This is a genomic window from Stenotrophomonas sp. 05N423, from assembly GCF_056397145.1.
The window spans coordinates 11,910-28,480 of the sequence record NZ_JBFTMV010000014.1; the positions used below are offsets into that span (position 1 = coordinate 11,910).

Annotated in this window: 15 protein-coding genes; 8 read left to right on the forward strand and 7 right to left on the reverse strand. The window is 69.3% G+C overall.

Annotated elements, in window-relative coordinates; genetic code table 11:
- Positions 1–96: 96 nt before the first annotated feature.
- Positions 97–1,311, reverse strand: a complete 1,215-nt coding sequence (locus AC1DGW_RS16515; protein WP_478025091.1) for a ribonuclease H-like domain-containing protein — start codon at positions 1,309–1,311, stop codon at positions 97–99.
- Positions 1,308–3,794 carry a DEAD/DEAH box helicase gene (locus AC1DGW_RS16520; RefSeq protein WP_478025093.1) on the reverse strand — a complete coding sequence of 829 codons (2,487 nt, stop codon included), beginning with the start codon at positions 3,792–3,794 and terminating at the stop codon, positions 1,308–1,310. The genes AC1DGW_RS16515 and AC1DGW_RS16520 overlap by 4 nt, the downstream gene beginning before the upstream one ends.
- 191 nt (positions 3,795–3,985) lie before the next feature.
- Here AC1DGW_RS16520 and AC1DGW_RS16525 point away from each other — a divergent pair, with 191 nt between their 5' ends.
- Positions 3,986–4,405 carry a hypothetical protein gene (locus AC1DGW_RS16525; protein WP_478025116.1) on the forward strand — a complete coding sequence of 140 codons (420 nt, stop codon included), beginning with the start codon at positions 3,986–3,988 and terminating at the stop codon, positions 4,403–4,405.
- Positions 4,406–4,526: 121 nt separating this feature from the next.
- Positions 4,527–5,552 (forward strand): AI-2E family transporter, encoded by a 1,026-nt coding sequence (locus AC1DGW_RS16530; RefSeq protein ID WP_478025094.1) that lies wholly within the window; start codon positions 4,527–4,529, stop codon positions 5,550–5,552.
- A 15-nt stretch (positions 5,553–5,567) separates the two neighbouring features.
- Here AC1DGW_RS16530 and AC1DGW_RS16535 read toward each other — a convergent pair whose 3' ends face one another.
- Positions 5,568–6,764: a DUF3667 domain-containing protein gene (locus tag AC1DGW_RS16535; RefSeq protein WP_478025095.1), complete on the reverse strand. Its 1,197-nt coding sequence runs from the start codon at positions 6,762–6,764 to the stop codon at positions 5,568–5,570.
- Between the two features lie 150 nt (positions 6,765–6,914).
- Positions 6,915–7,367, reverse strand: coding sequence for a nuclear transport factor 2 family protein (locus AC1DGW_RS16540; protein WP_478025096.1), 453 nt, complete (start codon positions 7,365–7,367; stop codon positions 6,915–6,917).
- 137 nt (positions 7,368–7,504) lie between these two features.
- Here AC1DGW_RS16540 and tmk point away from each other — a divergent pair, with 137 nt between their 5' ends.
- The 3 genes from tmk to AC1DGW_RS16555 all read left to right on the forward strand — a co-directional run bounded on the left by tmk (position 7,505) and on the right by AC1DGW_RS16555 (position 9,636).
- Positions 7,505–8,182, forward strand: coding sequence for a dTMP kinase (gene tmk / locus AC1DGW_RS16545; protein ID WP_478025098.1), 678 nt, complete (start codon positions 7,505–7,507; stop codon positions 8,180–8,182).
- A 14-nt stretch (positions 8,183–8,196) separates the two neighbouring features.
- Complete coding sequence (gene rlmF / locus AC1DGW_RS16550; RefSeq protein WP_478025101.1) at positions 8,197–9,174, forward strand: 23S rRNA (adenine(1618)-N(6))-methyltransferase RlmF; 978 nt, start codon at positions 8,197–8,199, stop codon at positions 9,172–9,174.
- 153 nt (positions 9,175–9,327) lie between these two features.
- A complete protein-coding gene (locus tag AC1DGW_RS16555) occupies positions 9,328–9,636 on the forward strand; it encodes a hypothetical protein (RefSeq protein WP_478025103.1) in 309 nt (102 codons plus the stop codon).
- Positions 9,637–9,861: 225 nt separating this feature from the next.
- Here AC1DGW_RS16555 and AC1DGW_RS16560 read toward each other — a convergent pair whose 3' ends face one another.
- A complete protein-coding gene (locus tag AC1DGW_RS16560; protein WP_478025105.1) occupies positions 9,862–10,728 on the reverse strand; it encodes a pirin family protein in 867 nt (288 codons plus the stop codon).
- Positions 10,729–10,853: 125 nt separating this feature from the next.
- Between AC1DGW_RS16560 and AC1DGW_RS16565 the strand changes: the two genes are divergently transcribed.
- From AC1DGW_RS16565 to AC1DGW_RS16575, 3 genes are all read left to right on the forward strand, one after another.
- Positions 10,854–11,759 carry a LysR family transcriptional regulator gene (locus AC1DGW_RS16565; RefSeq protein WP_478025107.1) on the forward strand — a complete coding sequence of 302 codons (906 nt, stop codon included), beginning with the start codon at positions 10,854–10,856 and terminating at the stop codon, positions 11,757–11,759.
- A 68-nt stretch (positions 11,760–11,827) separates the two neighbouring features.
- Entirely contained in the window at positions 11,828–13,006 is a 1,179-nt protein-coding gene (locus AC1DGW_RS16570; RefSeq protein ID WP_478025109.1) for an OmpA family protein, read from the forward strand.
- Positions 13,007–13,090: 84 nt separating this feature from the next.
- Positions 13,091–15,010: a M61 family metallopeptidase gene (locus AC1DGW_RS16575; protein WP_478025111.1), complete on the forward strand. Its 1,920-nt coding sequence runs from the start codon at positions 13,091–13,093 to the stop codon at positions 15,008–15,010.
- A gap of 63 nt (positions 15,011–15,073) precedes the next feature.
- Here the strand turns inward: AC1DGW_RS16575 and AC1DGW_RS16580 are convergent, their stop codons facing one another.
- Positions 15,074–16,396 carry a putative porin gene (locus tag AC1DGW_RS16580; RefSeq protein WP_478025114.1) on the reverse strand — a complete coding sequence of 441 codons (1,323 nt, stop codon included), beginning with the start codon at positions 16,394–16,396 and terminating at the stop codon, positions 15,074–15,076.
- A gap of 37 nt (positions 16,397–16,433) precedes the next feature.
- The coding region (locus AC1DGW_RS16585) for an L-serine ammonia-lyase, iron-sulfur-dependent, subunit alpha (protein WP_478025118.1) at positions 16,434–16,571 on the reverse strand (138 nt) is incomplete at its 5' end.

Here is a 16,571-nt window from a genome sequence, read left to right on the forward strand (position 1 = left end):
CGCATGCGGGGCAGGCCCCGCATCTACATCCCGCAGGTGCCGGGCTTGCCCGGCATGGGGCTTTCCCGGTAATGCGCTGCGGGTCGAGCCCCGCATCTACGGCGCCAGGGGTGACGCCCGCTCGTCGGCCTCGGCCTGTACCAGGCGCAGGAACAGCTGCGCCAGCGTGACCACGTCCTGGTGGTTGTGCTCGCCGACACGGCGCAGGTTGCGCGCGCTGCCGCCGCGCAGGTAGTCCAGCCAGGCGCTCGGCGCTTCGGAGCCGGGCAGGTCGTCCTCGCGCTGGATGCGCAGCAGCTGGCGTTCGATGGTCGCCAGCCGGCAGTTCTCCCAGGTGCCGCGGTAGCGGCGGCGCGTCGGGAACAGCAGGTCCACGTGGTCCAGCGCGGAAACCGGATCGCCGCGCCGCGCCAGCCGGTAGCGTGTTTTCAGCAGCGGCGCGTCGTAGCAGCGGCCGTTGTAGCTGGACAGCACCGTGGTCGGCGCCAGCCAGGCGGCGAAGGCGTCGAGCATCGCGCTCTCCGCGCCCATCGTGGACATCAGCAGCTGGCGCACGCGCAGCCCTTCGCCGCGCGCGGCGTCGCAATGCCAGTCGGCCGCGCCGATCATGAAGGCGCGGGTGCCGGTGCCGCCGGCCAGGCCGGTGGTCTCGGTGTCGAAGAACAGCAGGTCATGCGGCTGCACCGCTTCGTCCGGGCGCCTGCTGAAAGCCAGCGACAGCGGCTGCGCGGGGATGGGCTGCGGCAGGAAGGCTTCGATCAGGTGCAGGCCGGGCGCGATCTCGGTGCCCGGCAGATCGCGGTCGACCGGGCCGTTGCGGTCGTTGCGCGATGTCGGCGTGATCGCGCGGTTGCGGGTGGCGAGCAGGCGGCGCAGGGCATCGACACTGCGCGGCTGCAAGGTGCCGTCGGCACCCCCGTGGTTGGTGGCGGTCGGTGCGGCAGCGCCGGTCGGCCTGGACCGCGCATCGCGCTCCACCCAGTCCAGCACCGAGCTTTCGTGTGCGGCAGGCCGAGGTTGCCGCGCGTCATCGCGTGCGGCGGCGGGAGGTGCCGGGTGTGGCTGCCGGCTGGTGCCGGCATGCGGCAGGCGCTCGATCCAGTCCAGCACCGAGCGCTCCGGAACGACCGCCGCTTCGGCCGGCGGCGGCGTGAAGTGCGCCGGTTCGTTCCTGCCACCGATGCCGGTGCGGGAAGGAGATGCGGCCGTATCCGTGCCCGATGCCGGCACGGTGACGACCGGCGGCGTTGCTGCGACCGGCTGCCCGGCCTGGCGCCGCAGCGCCTTCAGCTTGTCCAGGCTGATGCTCATGGCAGCAGGTCGAGCGCCTCGTCGGCCGGTACGGCGCTTGGCACCTGGTGGCAGCGCGCGTCGGACAGCAGCGACAGCACCCGCAGCGCCAGCGAACGCGGCGTTCCGCCTTGGCCTTCCTCCTGCGCGGCCAGTACCGGGCCGACGCAGGCCGGGCAGCCGGCGCTGCAGTCGCAGCGTTCCACCAGTTCCAGCGCGCGCTGCACCAGTTCGCCCTGGCGCAGCCACAGCGGCTCGCTCAGGCCCACGCCGCCGGGGAAGTTGTCGTACAGGTAGACGGTGGGCACGAAGCTCTGCATCAGTTCCACCGCGCCTTCGCCGCCCTCGTTGCCGCGCAGCTGGCCACGGCCGGTCTGGTCGGCGACCGCGAACCACGCGCCGTCGCCGTTGCCCACCGCCTTCTGCAGGTCGCGAGCGTCGGCCATCACCGCCACGGTGGCGACGATGTGCAGCGCATAGGCAGCACCAAGGAAGCCGTCCAGCGCGTCCTGCTTCTGTGCGAACGCGCGCAGCAGGGTGGCCTGCGGCAGCTGCCACCACACTGCGGTTGTGTGCAGTTCCTGGTCGGGCAGGTTGACCGGGCCGTAGCCGATGTTCTCGTGCGTGTAGTAGCGGATCTTCTTGTAGCCGGCCACGCGCCGCACCACGTGCACTTCGCCGTGGTGCGAGTCGCCGCGCCCGGCGCCGTTGCCATCGAAGCGGTCCAGCACCTTGAGCTTGGTGAAGTCGATGCTGTCGGTGTAGTAGTCCACGTGGGTGCGGGTGACGTAGGCCTTGCGCCCGTCCCAGTCCAGCCGCTCCACCTGGTACGGCGTGCTCTGCACCATGTGGATCGCGCCTTCGTACAGGGTCAGCGCGGCGGTGGAGTAGTCCACCTCGGCGATGATCTGCTGCTTGCCGTCGCTGCGGTCCACCACCACGAAGTTGCCGTCGGCCACCGCGCGCAGGCTCACCGCGTTGGCCGGGTAGCTGTCGGCGATCCACTCCCAGCGGTCGCCTTCCTGGTGAATGACCTCGGTCTCGGCCAACGCCTGCAGGAACACCAGCGGGTCGATCGGGCCGAACGGCTCGCCGCTCATGAAAGGCAGCTCGAACGCCGCGCAGCGGATGTGGTCGAACAGGATCAGCGGCTGGTCCGGGGCGATGCGCGCGTGCTCGGGCGTGGCATTGGCGAAGAAATCCGGGTGCCGCACCACGTACTGGTCCAGCGGCTGGCTGCTGGCGACCATCACGCCCAGCGCGGCCTGCTGGCGGCGGCCGGCGCGGCCGAAGCGCTGCCAGGTCGCCGCGACGCTGCCGGGGTAGCCGTTGAGCACCACCACGTCGAGCGCGCCGATGTCCACGCCCAGTTCCAGCGCCGAGGTGCTGACGATGCCGTCGATGGCGCCGGCGCGCATCGCGCGCTCTACCTCGCGGCGCTCGGTGGGCAGGTAGCCGCCGCGGTAGGCGCGGATGCGCGCCGGCTTGCGCGGGTCGTTGTCGAAGATGTCCTTCAGGTACTTGGTCAGCACCTCCACCATCAGCCGCGTCTGTGCGAACACCAGTGTCTTCAGGCCGGACTTGATCGCGATGCGGGCGATGCGGTTGGCCTGCGAGCGCGCCGAGGCGCGCAGGCCAAGGTCGGGGTTGATGACCGGCGGGTTCCACAGCAGCACGTGCTTGGGTCCGGTGGGCGCGCCGGATTCGGTGATCGCATGCACCTGCTCCTCCACCAGCGCCTCGGCATGCGCGTGCGGGTTGCCGATGGTCGCCGAGCACAGGATGAACTGCGGTTGCACGCCGTAGAACGCGCAGATGCGCTTGAGCCGGCGGATCACGTTGGTGACATGGCTGCCGAACACGCCGCGGTAGGTGTGGATCTCGTCGATCACCACATAGCGCAGGTTCTCGAAGAACTGCGCCCACTTGGTGTGGTGCGGCAGGATCGCCTGGTGGAGCATGTCCGGGTTGCTGACCACGATGTCGCCGTGCAGGCGGATTGCCTGGCGCGCGTCGCCGGGCGTGTCGCCGTCGAAGGTGAAGGCCTTCACGCCGAGCTCGCCGGCACGGTTGAGCTCCAGCAGCTCGGCCACCTGGTCCTGCGCCAGCGCCTTGGTCGGGAACAGGTACAGCGCCTTGGCATTGCCCTGCATGGCCGCGCTCACCACCGGCAGTGTGTAGCACAGCGACTTGCCCGAGGCGGTGGGGGTGACGATGGCCACGTGCTCGCCGCGCTGGGTGGCGTTCCAGGCCTCGGCCTGGTGCGAGTACAGCTGCTCGATGCCGCGCGCCTTGAGCGCGGCCTTCAGCGCGTCGGGCACGTCGTCGGGGATCGGCGCGTAGCTGCCCTCGCGGCCGGGAATCGTGAAGCTGCCGGTGACGCGGTCGCCGTAGCGCCGGGCCAGCCGCTGGCCGAGCAGCGCGCCGTCGCGCGAGGGCAGGCCGTCGGTGGTCGCCAGCGCCCGTTCGCTGGCTTCGGTGCGGGGAGCGAGGGAAAACGCCATGCCGGTATTGCCGATCAAAGGACGGCATGGAAGCACACCATCGTCTCAGCCTGTGAGACCCGCGCAAGCTGAACGTCCGCCACGCCCGCGAACGGAATCTGAAGGTGGCATCCGTATGCTGCCGCCTTCGCAAGCCGGCAGGGACATGAACGGTGGCAAGGCGTTGGTGGTTCGGAACGATGCTGGCGGGCATGGCGCTGGCGGGTACGGCGCAGGCGCAGCAGGCCGCGCCCGCCGTGGACGCCGCACCGCAACCCGCCGAAGGGGTGAAAACCCTGGAGGAAGTGCGCGCGATCAAGCCCGAGGACGACCAGCCGCTGGACCTGTACCGCTTCCGCAATCCGGTGAAGACCGAGTCCAACCGCTTCAGCCGTTCATGGAGCGAACCGCCCACGCCCGAGGAGGTCAGCCTGAGCGGCGGTTACCTGATGATGGGCATCAACTACGGGCTGATGGCCGCGGCCAAGGGCCTGCACAAACTGACCGGCGGCCGCGACCAGATCCAGTCCGCCATCGCCCGCCCGCCACCAGAACTGAGCGAGGAGCAGCGGCGTCGCGCGCTGCGGTTCTGCGCGCAGCAGGAAGGCTGCGTGGCGCCGCCCGGCGACTGAAGGAGTGGCCGGAGCGACGGCCTCTTCCGCACGGATGATCGCGTGCCTGGATGCCCCGGATCGGCACGTCCTGCCGCACTGCGATCGCCTACCATGGCGCATCTCCGATGAGCCTGCCGCAGTGACCGATCTCCTTCCCCTGAAACCAGCGACGCCGCCGTCGCGCATCGCCGCCTGGGTGCTGATGCTGCTGGGCATGTGGGCGGTGCTGCAGCTTGGGCTGGTGGTGACCCTGCTGTCCGGCCTGCTGGTGTTCCATCTCAGCCACGTGCTGGCCTCGACCGTAGAAGGCAGGCTGCCGCCGGGCCGCGCGCGGGCGATCGCGGTGGTCGTGCTGTCGGTGGCGGTGGTCGGCCTGCTGAGCCTGGCGATCGTCGCGGTGGCCTCGTTCTTCCGCAACGAAACGGGCGGTCCGGACGCGCTGCTGGCGCGGCTGATGGAGATCCTCAACACCTCCCGCCACCAGGTGCCGGCGCTGCTGCAGCCCTATATCCCGGAGGACATGCAGGCGCTGCGTGCTGGGGTGAACGAATGGGTGGCCGAGCATCGCCGCCAGCTCGGCGTCGCCGGTACTTCGGCGGTGCAGATCAGCGTGCGCGTGCTGATCGGCATGGTGCTGGGCGCGATGATCGCGTTGTACGACGAACTGCCGCTGCCGCGGATGGGGCCGCTGGCGCGGGAACTGGTCGGCCGCACCAGCCGCCTGGCCACCGCGTTCCGCCAGGTGGTGTTCGCCCAGCTCAAGATCTCGCTGCTCAATACCCTGTTCACGGCGATCTTCCTGCTCGGCGTGCTGCCGCTGCTGGGCATGCACCTGCCGCTGGCCAAGACCCTGGTGCTGATCACCTTCATCGCCGGCTTGTTGCCCGTGGTGGGCAACGTCATCTCCAACACCGTGATCACCATCGTCGCGCTGTCGGTGTCGTTCTACGTCGCCGTGGCCGCGCTGCTGTTCCTGGTCGTGATCCACAAGCTGGAGTACTTCCTCAACGCGCGCATCGTCGGCGGCGAAATACGCGCCCATGCCTGGGAACTGCTGCTGGCGATGCTGGTGATGGAAGCGGCGTTCGGCCTGTCGGGCCTGGTCGCCGCGCCGGTGTTCTACGCCTACGTCAAGCGCGAGCTGGTGGACCAAGGCTGGGTCTGAGGCGCGACCTGCCGCTCAGGACGACATGCCCGCCAGCGCCGCGTAGATCACCACGAACAGCACCAGCCAGAAGTAGATGCTGCCGATGAACAGGTAGCGCGGCAGGGTGACCCACCAGCGGCCGCCATACACGCGCTGCTGCATCCACAGCAGATACACCGGCACCGACACCCACAGCAGCACGAGCGTGAGGTTGCCCAGCGCATTGACCACCAGGTTTCCCGCTGCATGGGTGATGCCCATCGCCAGGAAGGTGGACAGCAGTACCAGCATCAGCCACGCATGGCTGTACAGCGCCACCACCAGGTGTTCCAGGTAACCGATGCCCCGGCCCAGGTAGGCCATTCGCAGCACCAGCGCGAAGATCGGCATCAGGAAGAACAGCGCACCGGGCAGCGCGGTGAGGATGGCCTGTACGTACAGGTCGGTCTTGCGGCCCATGCGCTGGACATTGGCCTGGCCGTTGGCCAGGCGCCGGTTGAGCCAGTTGTTGAAGAACTGCGGCATGCTGGAGAACACCACCGGGTTGGTGTCCGGGTCCCAGGGTTTGCCATTGATGTCGTGGGCGAAGAAGGTGCCATACCCGTCCCCGCTGGCACGGCCCGCCGCCTGCGCGGCGCGGTTCATGGTGGCGCTGGTGGTGCTCTGCGCCTGCTGCTCCAGTTCGGTCGTGCGCTGTGCGGCGGCAGTGTTGACCGCAGCCATCGCCATCGCGAAGGCCGCGGCGCCGGTCGGCGAGCCACTTTGCTGTGCTTCGATCTCGGCCACCTGCGCGGCGCGCGCCGTCTCCACTTCCTGCACGGTCTTGGCGCTGGCGAACAACGCGTTGTCGCCGCCGCTCATGCGCATGTCATCGGCATGCACGGTCAGCTTGCCGACGAAGAAGGTGAACAGGGTGAGGATCACGAACAGCCGCAGCGGCTGCACATAGCCCACGCGGTGGCCCTTGAGGAAGTTGACCGCCACCCGGCCGGGTACCAGCAGGTCGCGCAGGGTGCGGAAGATGCGCCCGTCCAGGTGCCAGAACGACTCGAACACTTCCTCGATCGCATGGCCCACGTGCTTGAGCGGGTTGTGTGCCGACTGCCCGCAGGCATGGCAGTAGTGGCCATGCAGGGCGGTACTGCAGTTCTCGCAGGTGCCATGCGCATGCGGGGCTTGATCAACAGCAGCCTGTTGCTCGGTAACGGGCGAAACGTTGGTCTGGCTCATGTGGCTGAAGGTGGCGGCTCACGGAAGCCGCATACGATAGCGGTGTTTGCTGACGTCGTTCAGCACGGATTTAGGCGTGGCGCGCCGAACTGCGATGCCCCGCTTGGTATGGATGAGGAAGAGAGAGGGAGCTGGACGGAGCGGACTGGCTCAGCTGCGCGGTCGCGGCTTCCGGTGCCAGAGCGCATTGACGATCACCCAGCGGCCGTCGAAGCGGCCCATCTGCAGGTGATCGATGAACCACGGGCTTTCCAGCCGCACCGTGGCGATGTCCTCGTCCACCTGCAGTACCGTCACCGTGCGCTGCCATTGGTCGCGCGGGGTCTTCAGCGCGCCCTCGCGGGTGAAGCGGATCAGCTCGTCCGAGGTCATCCGCCCCAGTCCGAGGGTCTCGTCGGGGTTGGCGACGATGTTGCGCTTGGCCAGGTCCGGGTGCAGCGCCCGCTTCACGCGCGCCGGGTCGCCCTCCAGTTGTCCGTCCATGTAGTCGTAGGCGGTGGCTTCGATGGCCTGCAGCGTGGCCGCATCCGGCGGCGCCGCGCCGGCGCTGCCGGCGACCCACAGCATTCCCAGTGCGCACCAGCGCATTGCGGTTGACAACATTGCAGGCTCCCGTTGGTGATCGGGCCCAGTGTGCCGGCTGTCGCGTCGGTGGCCATGGGCCGGTAGTCACCGGCCGCAGGGGGCACCGACACTGGGACGGGGTGGGTGTGCCGGACGGGTTCGGCTAAAGTACCGCGATGACGAAAGAGCACATTCCCGGCGGCCTGTTGATCGCCATCGAGGGCATCGACGGTGCCGGCAAGTCCACGCTGGCGCGGGGGCTGGCCGATGCGCTGGAGCAGGCGGGCGCCGAGGTGGTGCTGAGCAAGGAGCCGACCAACGGGCCGTGGGGCACGCAGCTGCGGGCGTCGGCGGCGACCGGCCGGCTGAGTCCGCAGGAAGAGGTGGACCTGCTGCTGCGCGACCGCCGCCAGCATGTCGAGGAACTCGTGGTGCCGGCGCTGGCGCGCGGCGCGGTGGTCATCCTCGACCGCTATTTCCCGTCGATGGTGGCCTACCAGGGCGCGGCCGGGTTGCCGGTGGACGAACTGCTGCATCTCAACGATTTCGCCCCGCGCCCGCACCTGCTGCTGCTGCTGGACCTGCCGCCGGCCACCGGGCTGGCGCGCATCCGCGCCCGCGGCGACGTACCCAACCATTTCGAGACGGCGCAGAACCTGGAGCGCTGCCGGGCGATCTTCCAGCAGCTGGACCTCCCCGGCAAACAGGTGATCGACGCCAGCCGCAACGAGGCCGACGTACAGCGCGATGCGCATGCAGCCATCGCCGCCGCGCTGGCCCTGCGCTCCGACGGGAAGGATGGGCTGCTGCGGCGCTTCCAGATGCAGGACGGGGCGCCGGCCACGGGCCGCTGACTCCCGCATCCGCCATGCCGACGCCTTCGCACCCGGCAACGCGGCGCCCCGCCTCGGCGGCCGCTGGCCTGCATCCGCGCAACCGCCATCAGGGCCGGTACGACATGGCGCGGCTGGTGGCGGTCAATCCGGCGTTGCGCGCGTACCTGCGCGGTACACCGGATGGCGGGCAGAGCATCGATTTCAGCGATCCTGCAGCGGTGCGCGAACTCAACCGCGCGCTGCTCGCCAGCGATTACGGCATCGCGCACTGGACCCTTCCCGACGGTTACCTGTGCCCGCCGGTACCAGGCCGCGCGGATTACCTGCACGGGCTGGCCGACCTGCTGGCGGCGGACAACAACGGTGCGATTCCACGAGGGCCGGACGTGCGCGTCCTGGATATCGGCGTCGGCGCCAACTGCATCTATCCGTTGCTGGGGAATGCGGAGTACGGCTGGCGTTTTGTCGGCAGCGATATCGAACCGGCCGCCCTGCAGTGCGCCGGCGCCAATATCCGCGCCAATGGCCTGGAACAGGTAATCGAACTGCGCCAGCAGCACGCGCGCGGCTGCCTGTTCGCCGGCCTGGTGCAAGCGCAGGACCGCTTCCACCTGACCCTGTGCAACCCGCCGTTCCACGCCTCGGCCAAGGAGGCCGCGCAGGGCAGCCAGCGCAAGCTGCGCAACCTTGGCGGCAACACCGCTGCGCCGCGCGGCAAGCCGCCGCCGTTGAACTTCGGCGGGCAGGCCAACGAACTGTGGTGCACCGGCGGCGAGGCCTCGTTCCTGCGCCGCATGATCCGCGAGAGCGTAGCCGTGCAGGCGCAGGTGCTGTGGTTCAGCTCGCTGGTCGCCAAGCGCGAACACCTGCCCGATCTGCACAGGCAACTCGCCAAGGTCGGTGTCGCCGAGGTGCGCGAGGTGCCGATGGCGCAGGGCAACAAGCAGAGCCGGTTTCTGGCGTGGAGCTTTCATGCGCCCGCCATGCGTGCGGTATGGCTGCGCGGATGAGCCGGGGCCGGCCGGAGAGCATGCCTTCAACAGCAGAACGACGGGTCGAAATCATCGCTGCGCGCGGCAGGCGGACGTCATTGCTCCGCGGCCTGTAACCTGACTCCGTTACTCCGCTCGCCATCCGGGCGATCAGGACCAATGAGAGCAAAGATGACCGGAAAGCCCTTCAGAATCGTCTCCTATGCTGCCCTTGTCAGCGCGCTCATATTCTCCGTGGTGGGGGCCATGGCGCCGGGAAATTGCGGCCAGGGCATGGCATGCGTGGGAGCGGGCCTGGGAAACGCCCTGTGGTGGCTGCTCACATCGGCGGCGGCATTCCTGATCGCGCCCCTGATCAATCTGGTCGGGTTCCTGATGGCCCCATCACCGCGCTCGTTGGGCAGGAAGATCGAACTGGCGTTGTTCTGGGCGCCGCTGGCGCTGATGGGAATCGGGCTGGTCTTGTTGTTGAACCGATGATGCCAGCGGAGAGCCTGGAATCGGCAGGAAGCAATCCGTCGGATGCCTGGTAGCCATCGGCCATCGCGGCGATCGACCGGAACGCCCTGCGCACGTGGCTGATGGCCCGGCGCCGTTGAAGTGGGCGGCATACCGGAAGGCGTGGTGATCCATCCGGGGGATGCGCGGGAAAGGTGTCCCGATGGACTGTGGGGACCGCCGCGCCATGCGGCGCGGCGATCGGGATCAGCCGGCGATCTGGCCGAAGCGGCCGTTGCGGAAATCGTCCATCGCCTGGGCGAGCTCTTCCTGGGTGTTCATCACGAACGGGCCGTAGCCGGCGATGGGCTCGTCGATGGGTTCGCCGGCCAGCACCAGCACGGTGGCGTCGGCGTTGGCTTCCAGCTCGACCTGGCCGGCGCTGCGATCGAACAGCACCATCTGGCCTTCGCGCGCCACCTGGCCGCCGTTGAACAGCACGGTGCCGTGCAGCACCACCATCGCCACGGTGTGGCCTTCGGCGAAATCCAGCGTGGCATGGCGGTCGCGGCCCAGGCGCAGGTCCCATACGTCCATCGGCGTGTGGGTGCGGGCCGGGCCGCGCTGGCCGCCGAATTCACCGGCGATCACGCGCACCGTGCCGGCTTCATCGGCCAGCGGCACCACCGGGATGTCGGCATTGCCGATGTTCTGGTAGCCAGGGGCGGCCATCTTGTCGCTGGCCGGCAGGTTGACCCACAGCTGCACCATTTCCAGCCGGCCGCCGCGAAGGGTGAAGGCTTCGGAGTGGAACTCCTCGTGCAGGATGCCGGACGCGGCGGTCATCCACTGCACGTCGCCCGGGCCGATCTCGCCGCCGGCGCCGGTGGAGTCGCGGTGCGCGACCTCGCCGTCGTAGACGATGGTGACGGTCTCGAAACCGCGGTGCGGGTGCTGGCCGACGCCGCGCGGGTTGTCGGTCGGCTCGAACTCGGCCGGACCGGCATGATCCAGCAGCAGGAACGGACTGAGCTGGCGGCCGTGGGTGTTGTAGGAGAACAACGAACGGACCGGGAAGCCGTCGCCGACCCAGTGCGGGCGGGGGGCGCTGTAGAGGCCGCTGATCTTCTTCATGTCTCTGCTCCGTTGGCGGCGCGGGTTGCGCTGCGGTGGAGAGAGGATGGATCCGGGACGATATCGCCGGTAGTCGGTGAAAAATGGTCTCATGGTCCTGTCTGGTGAACGATGGATTCCCCCCGATGCAGGACCTGAACGACCTGTACTACTTCGCCAAGGTGGTCGAGTACGGCGGTTTCGCCCCGGCCGGGCGCGCGCTGGGCCAGCCCAAGTCCAAGCTGAGCCGGCGCATCGCGCTGCTGGAGGAACGGCTGGGCGTGCGCCTGATCCAGCGCTCCACGCGCCGCTTCTCGGTGACCGAGGTGGGACAGACCTTCCACGCCCACTGCCGGGCGATGCTGGTGGAAGCCGAGGCGGCCGCCGAATCCATCGAGATGACCCGTTCCTCGCCGCGCGGCATCGTGCGCCTGAGTTGCCCGACGATGCTGCTGGAGTTCCGCGTCGCGGCGATGGTGGCCGGCTTCATGGCCGAATGCCCCGATGTGCAGGTGCACCTGGAAGCGACCGACCGGCGCGTGGACGTGATCGCCGAAGGCTTCGACCTGGCCATCCGCGTGCGGCCGCCGCCGCTGGAAGACAGCGACCTGGTGCTGAAGGTGCTGGCCGAGCGCACGCAATGCCTGGTGGCGGCGCCGGCGCTGCTGGAGCGCCACGGTCCGGTGCAGGGGCCGGCCGACCTGCACCTGCTGCCGAGCATGGCGCTGGGCGTGCCGCAGGGCGAACACGCCTGGCACCTGCTCGGCCCGGACGGCGCGGTGGCCGACGTGGCGCATGCGCCGCGGCTGGTCACCCGCGGCATGGCCGCGCTGCGCGAGGCCGCGCTGGCGGGCGTGGGCGTGGCGCAGCTGCCGGCGATGGTGGTGCGCGATGCGCTGCAGGACGGACGGCTGCTGCAGGTGGCGCCGGGTTGGGCGCCGCCGAAGGAGATCGTGCACGCGGTGTTCCCGTCGCGGCGTGGCCTGCTGCCCTCGGTACGCCTGTTCATCGACCATCTCGCGGCGCGCTTCGCGGCGCTGGACGAAGCCTGAGGCGAGCCGGTCACGGGGCCTGAACGCGCCATCGCCGACAGTGCGGCTCCCTCCCGAGGAGCTGCTGCATGCGCAAGAAGACCCTGTCGCTGGCCTGCCTGACCCTGCTGGCGTCGGCGTGCAGCCCGCCATCGCCGCCGGCATCCACGCAGCAGGAGTCGGCGGCGCCGGCAGCCGGGGCAACCGCGGCGAAGCAGGATGACGCGGCATCGGCCGGTGCGGGTTACGAGTTCCCGGCGATCCCGCCGATCATGGTGCCGAGCATCGTCGGCAGCGGTCCGGCGCAGAAGCAGCTGGAAGCCTCGATGCAGGCGCTGATCGACCCGGTGGCCGGCATCAGTGTGCGCCCGGCCAACTGCGCCACCGACGGCGCCCTGGTCAACGAAAGTGGCTTCACCAACGTCGATGGCGCCGGCAACCTGCGCCGCATCGGCAACGAGGGCGTGTTCGAGGTCGCCGCCGACGGCAGCGGCCTGGCGGTGACCGGCGACGACGTGGTGCGGGTCAATCCCGACGGCAGCGGCAGCATCGTCAACGATGCCGGCACCTTTGACGTGAAGGCCGACGGCTCGGGCACCTATGTCGGCGAGTACGGCCACATCGAGCTGGACGGCAAGGGCGGCGGTACCTGGGTGGGCGACTTCGGCAACATCGAGAACCACGGCGACGGCTCGGGCCTCTGGGTCGGCGAGGAAGGCAGCATCGAGGTGCGCGCCGATGGTTCCGGGCGCTGGATCGGCGGGCCGGAAGGCATCGCCGAAAACCGCGGCGATGGCACCGGCACCGTGGGCGCCATCGCGCGCGAGGTGCGCATGGCGCCGCTGCCGCCGTTGCCGCCGGCCGGGCGTTTCCCGCTGCTGGACAAATTCAGACCTTCCGGCGCGCCGTGCGGCTTCGTCGTCACCCTCAACGACAAGGTGCTGTTCGACTTCGACAAGGCGCAGGTGCGCGCCGACGCCGCCAAGGTGCTGGACGCGCTGGCCGCCGCGCTGGAGGAGGTGCCTTCCCGTGCGATGGAGATCCGCGGCCATACCGACGCCAAGGGCAGCGACGCCTACAACCAGGACCTGTCCGGACGCCGCGCGCAGGCGGTGGTGGCGGCGCTGCGCCAGCGCGGCGTGGCGCACGACGCCAGCGCGCGCGGCTACGGCGAATCGCAGCCGGTGGCGCCCAACGAGGTGGACGGCAAGGACAACCCCGGCGGCCGCCAGCTCAACCGCCGCGTGGAGATTTTCGTGCGGACCTGAGGCCGATGCCCATGCCTAACGGCCCGTGCCACGCCGCGGGTCCTGCCGCATGATGCCGCTCTCCGACAACTGAGAGGTCTGCCGATGCATGTAATCCGCCCCGCCATGCTGGGACTGGCGCTGATGGCCGCCATGGGCCTGGCGCATGCCGCTCCCGACGTGCCGAATACCGATGCGCGCGGCGTCGCCATCAGTGAAGCGGCCTACCCGGGCACGATCATGCTGGACGTGGATGCCACCGACCTCGGCCAGCGGGTGTTCAAGGTGCGCCAGACCGTGCCGGTGCAGGCCGGCCTGCAGCGTTTCCACTATCCGGCATGGCTGCCCGGCAACCATGCCGCCAGCGGCGCGATCGAGAAGCTGGCCGGGCTGGTCGTCACCGGCAACGGCCAGCGGCTGGAATGGACGCGCGATCCGCTCGACGTCTTCACCTTCAACGTGCAGGTGCCCGAAGGCGTGAGCGAACTGCGCATGGAGTACCAGTTCCTCAGTCCCACCGATGCATCGCAGGGACGCACGGTAATGACACCGAACATGCTCAACCTGCAGTGGATCGCGATGGTGCTGTATCCGGCCGGCCACGCCGCGCATGCGATCACCTACCGCGCCAGCGCCCGCTACCCGCAGGGCTGGGAAGCGGCCAGCGCGCTGGAAGTGGAGCGCCGTGACGGCGACACCGTGCACTACGCACCGACCAACCTCGAGATCCTGGTCGATTCGCCGGTGTTCGCCGGCCGCTACCACCGCACCATCGACCTGGCGCCGGCCGGCACCCGCCCGGTGCGCCTGAACGTGTTCGCCGACCGCGCCAAGGACCTGGAGGCCAAGCCCGAGCATATCGAGCAGCATCGCGCGCTGGTGGCGCAGGCACGCAGGCTGTATGGCGCCGAGCACTACAACCACTACGACTTCCTGTTCGCGGTGACCAGCCAGCTCGGCGGCATCGGCCTGGAGCACCAGCGCTCCAGCGAGAACAGCGAGGACCGCGACTACTTCAGCGGCTGGGATGCCAAGGTCGGCAGCAGCGACCTGCTCGGCCACGAGTACACCCATTCGTGGGACGGCAAGTACCGGCGCCCGGCCGACCTGGCCACGCTGCACTACAACGTGCCCATGCAGGGCAGCCTGCTGTGGGTGTACGAGGGCCAGACCCAGTACTGGGGCAATGTGCTGACCGCGCGTTCCGGCATCCGCCCGATGGACGCCTCGCGCGACGCGCTGGCGCAGGTCGCGGCCACCTATGCCGACAACCGCCCCGGTCTGGAATGGCGCTCGCTCGGCGACACCACCAACGACCCGGTGATCGCGCGCCGCAAGCCCAAGCCCTATCGCGGTTACCAGATGAGCGAGGACTACTACCAGGGCGGGCAGATGCTGTGGCTGGAAGCGGACGTGCGCATCCGCAGCCTCAGCAAGGGCAAGCGCAGCCTGGACGATTTCGCCCGGGCCTTCTTCGGCATCAACGACGGCCAGTGGGAACGCCCGGACACCTATACCTTCGAGGACGTCGCCGCGACCCTGGAACAGGTGCAGCCCACCGGCGACTGGACGAAGTTCCTGCGCGACCGCGTCGAGCACCGTGCCAGCCTCACCGGCGGCATCGAGGCGTCCGGCTGGAAGCTGATCTACACCGAAAAGCCCAGCGCCTATTACAAGTCGATGATGAAGGGCCGCGGCGCCAGCTTCATCTATTCGCTGGGCATGTCGGTGGACAGCGGCGGCCGCATCGGCGAAGTGCGCTGGGACAGCCCTGCCTTCAACGCCGGCTTCGGCAGCGGCATGCAGGTACTGGCGGTCAACGACCTGCAATACAGCGCCGACGAGCTGGAGGAAGCGGTGCGCGCGGCCAAGGATGGCAAGCAGCCGATCCGCCTGCTGGTCAAGGACATGGACGTGTACCGCACCCTGAGCATCGACTACCACGGCGGCCTGCGCTACCCGTCGCTGCAGCGCATCGAAGGCACCACCGACTACCTGACGCCGATCTTCAGCGCCCGCAGGTAGTGCGATGGGTTTACGCAGGAGCGGCCATGGCCGCTCCTGCGCGGAGACAAGTGTTCCGCCGTCTCAGAAGCCGACCATCAGCGCCACGCGGAAGCGGTTGAGCCAATCGCCCGGATCGGCGCTGCCGGCGTACTGCGCCGACAGCGGCCGGTAGCGATACCACAGCGCGCTGAGCGTGGTCTTCGGCCACGGCACGTAGTCCAGGCCGAGGGCGTGCATGCGGTAATTGCTGCCCAGGCCGATGTTGTCGTGCGAGAACGCGGTGAGCACCGCGTCCACTTCCGCCATCGTATGACCGTAGCTGACGCGCCAGTCGCCTGGCTGTTGTGCGCGGCCGAGCAGCAGTTCGAGGCTGTAGCCGCTGTCGGCATGGGTACGCGCGGCACTGTTCTTCACGTAGTCGCCGACGATGCGCAGCGGCCAGCGCTCGCCCCAGCCGGACCAGCTGGCGCCGACGATGACGTCGTTGAGGTGGAAGCCGGACAGATAGCTGCCGTCGGGCCGCAGCAGGTTGCTGCGCCAATCGGTGGCGGTGGCGCCGATGGTGCTGCCAATGCTGTAGCGGTAATGCGCGGCCGAGGCATCCAGGCGCCAATTGCCCAGCGCCGGCGTGTCGTAGCCCACCTGCGCGCCGACCATGGTGCTGTCCGCACCCGTGGCCTGTTCGTCGACGACGAAGAACAGGCCGTTGGCGCGCACCGCGCCGCCACCGCCCAACGCGTGCTTCCAGTTGGCCGACAGGCCCTGCGGATTGACGTCGCCGTCCCATACCAGTTCGGTGCGGGTGAACAGCTGCGGGATCTTGCCGGCATGCAGGTCGAGTTCGCCGAAAGCGAGCTTCAGCCATGCCTGGTCCAGGCTCACTTCCAGGTCGTTGTCCCAGTTGGACAACTGCACGTCGGTGCTGCGCGGATCGTCCGGATTGCCGGTGACCAGGCGTGCGCCGATGCTGATGCGGTCGTTCACCGCGAACGCGGCGGCCAGGCGGCCGCGCACCTGGCCGCTGGTGCGGTCGCGCGCGTTGCCGTTGGCGTTGTCGAGCTGCGAGCGCACGCGCAGGTCGCCACTGATCTTCAGCCGCGACAGGGTGTCGGGAGCCGGCGCGGCCTGCGCCGCAGGTGGCGGGAGGGCGGCGAGCGCGGCCGGCGTCGTCCCCGCGGGTGCGGCGGGTGCGCCGAGGCGGGCTTCCAGCGCACGCAGCGCGGCCTCGTTGTCCTGCTGCATCCGCGCCAGCTGCATCTGCTGCGCGCGCAGCTGCGCGACCTGCTCCAGCAGTGCGGCATGGTCGCCGTCCTGTTGCGCGTAGGCGGGGGCGATGCCGGTGGCAAGCAGCGCCAGCAGGAGCAGGGAGCGCGCAGGGCGTGCCGGCCGGGTCGTTGGATTCATTGGGTTTCCTTCGCGGGTGTCGATGACGGGGGAACGCTCAGCATTCGATGACATTGACGGCCAGCCCACCGCGGCTGGTTTCCTTGTACTTGTCCTGCATGTCGCGGCCGGTGTCGCGCATGGTCTTGATGACCTTGTCCAGGCTGACCTTGTGCTTGCCGTCGCCGCGCATGGC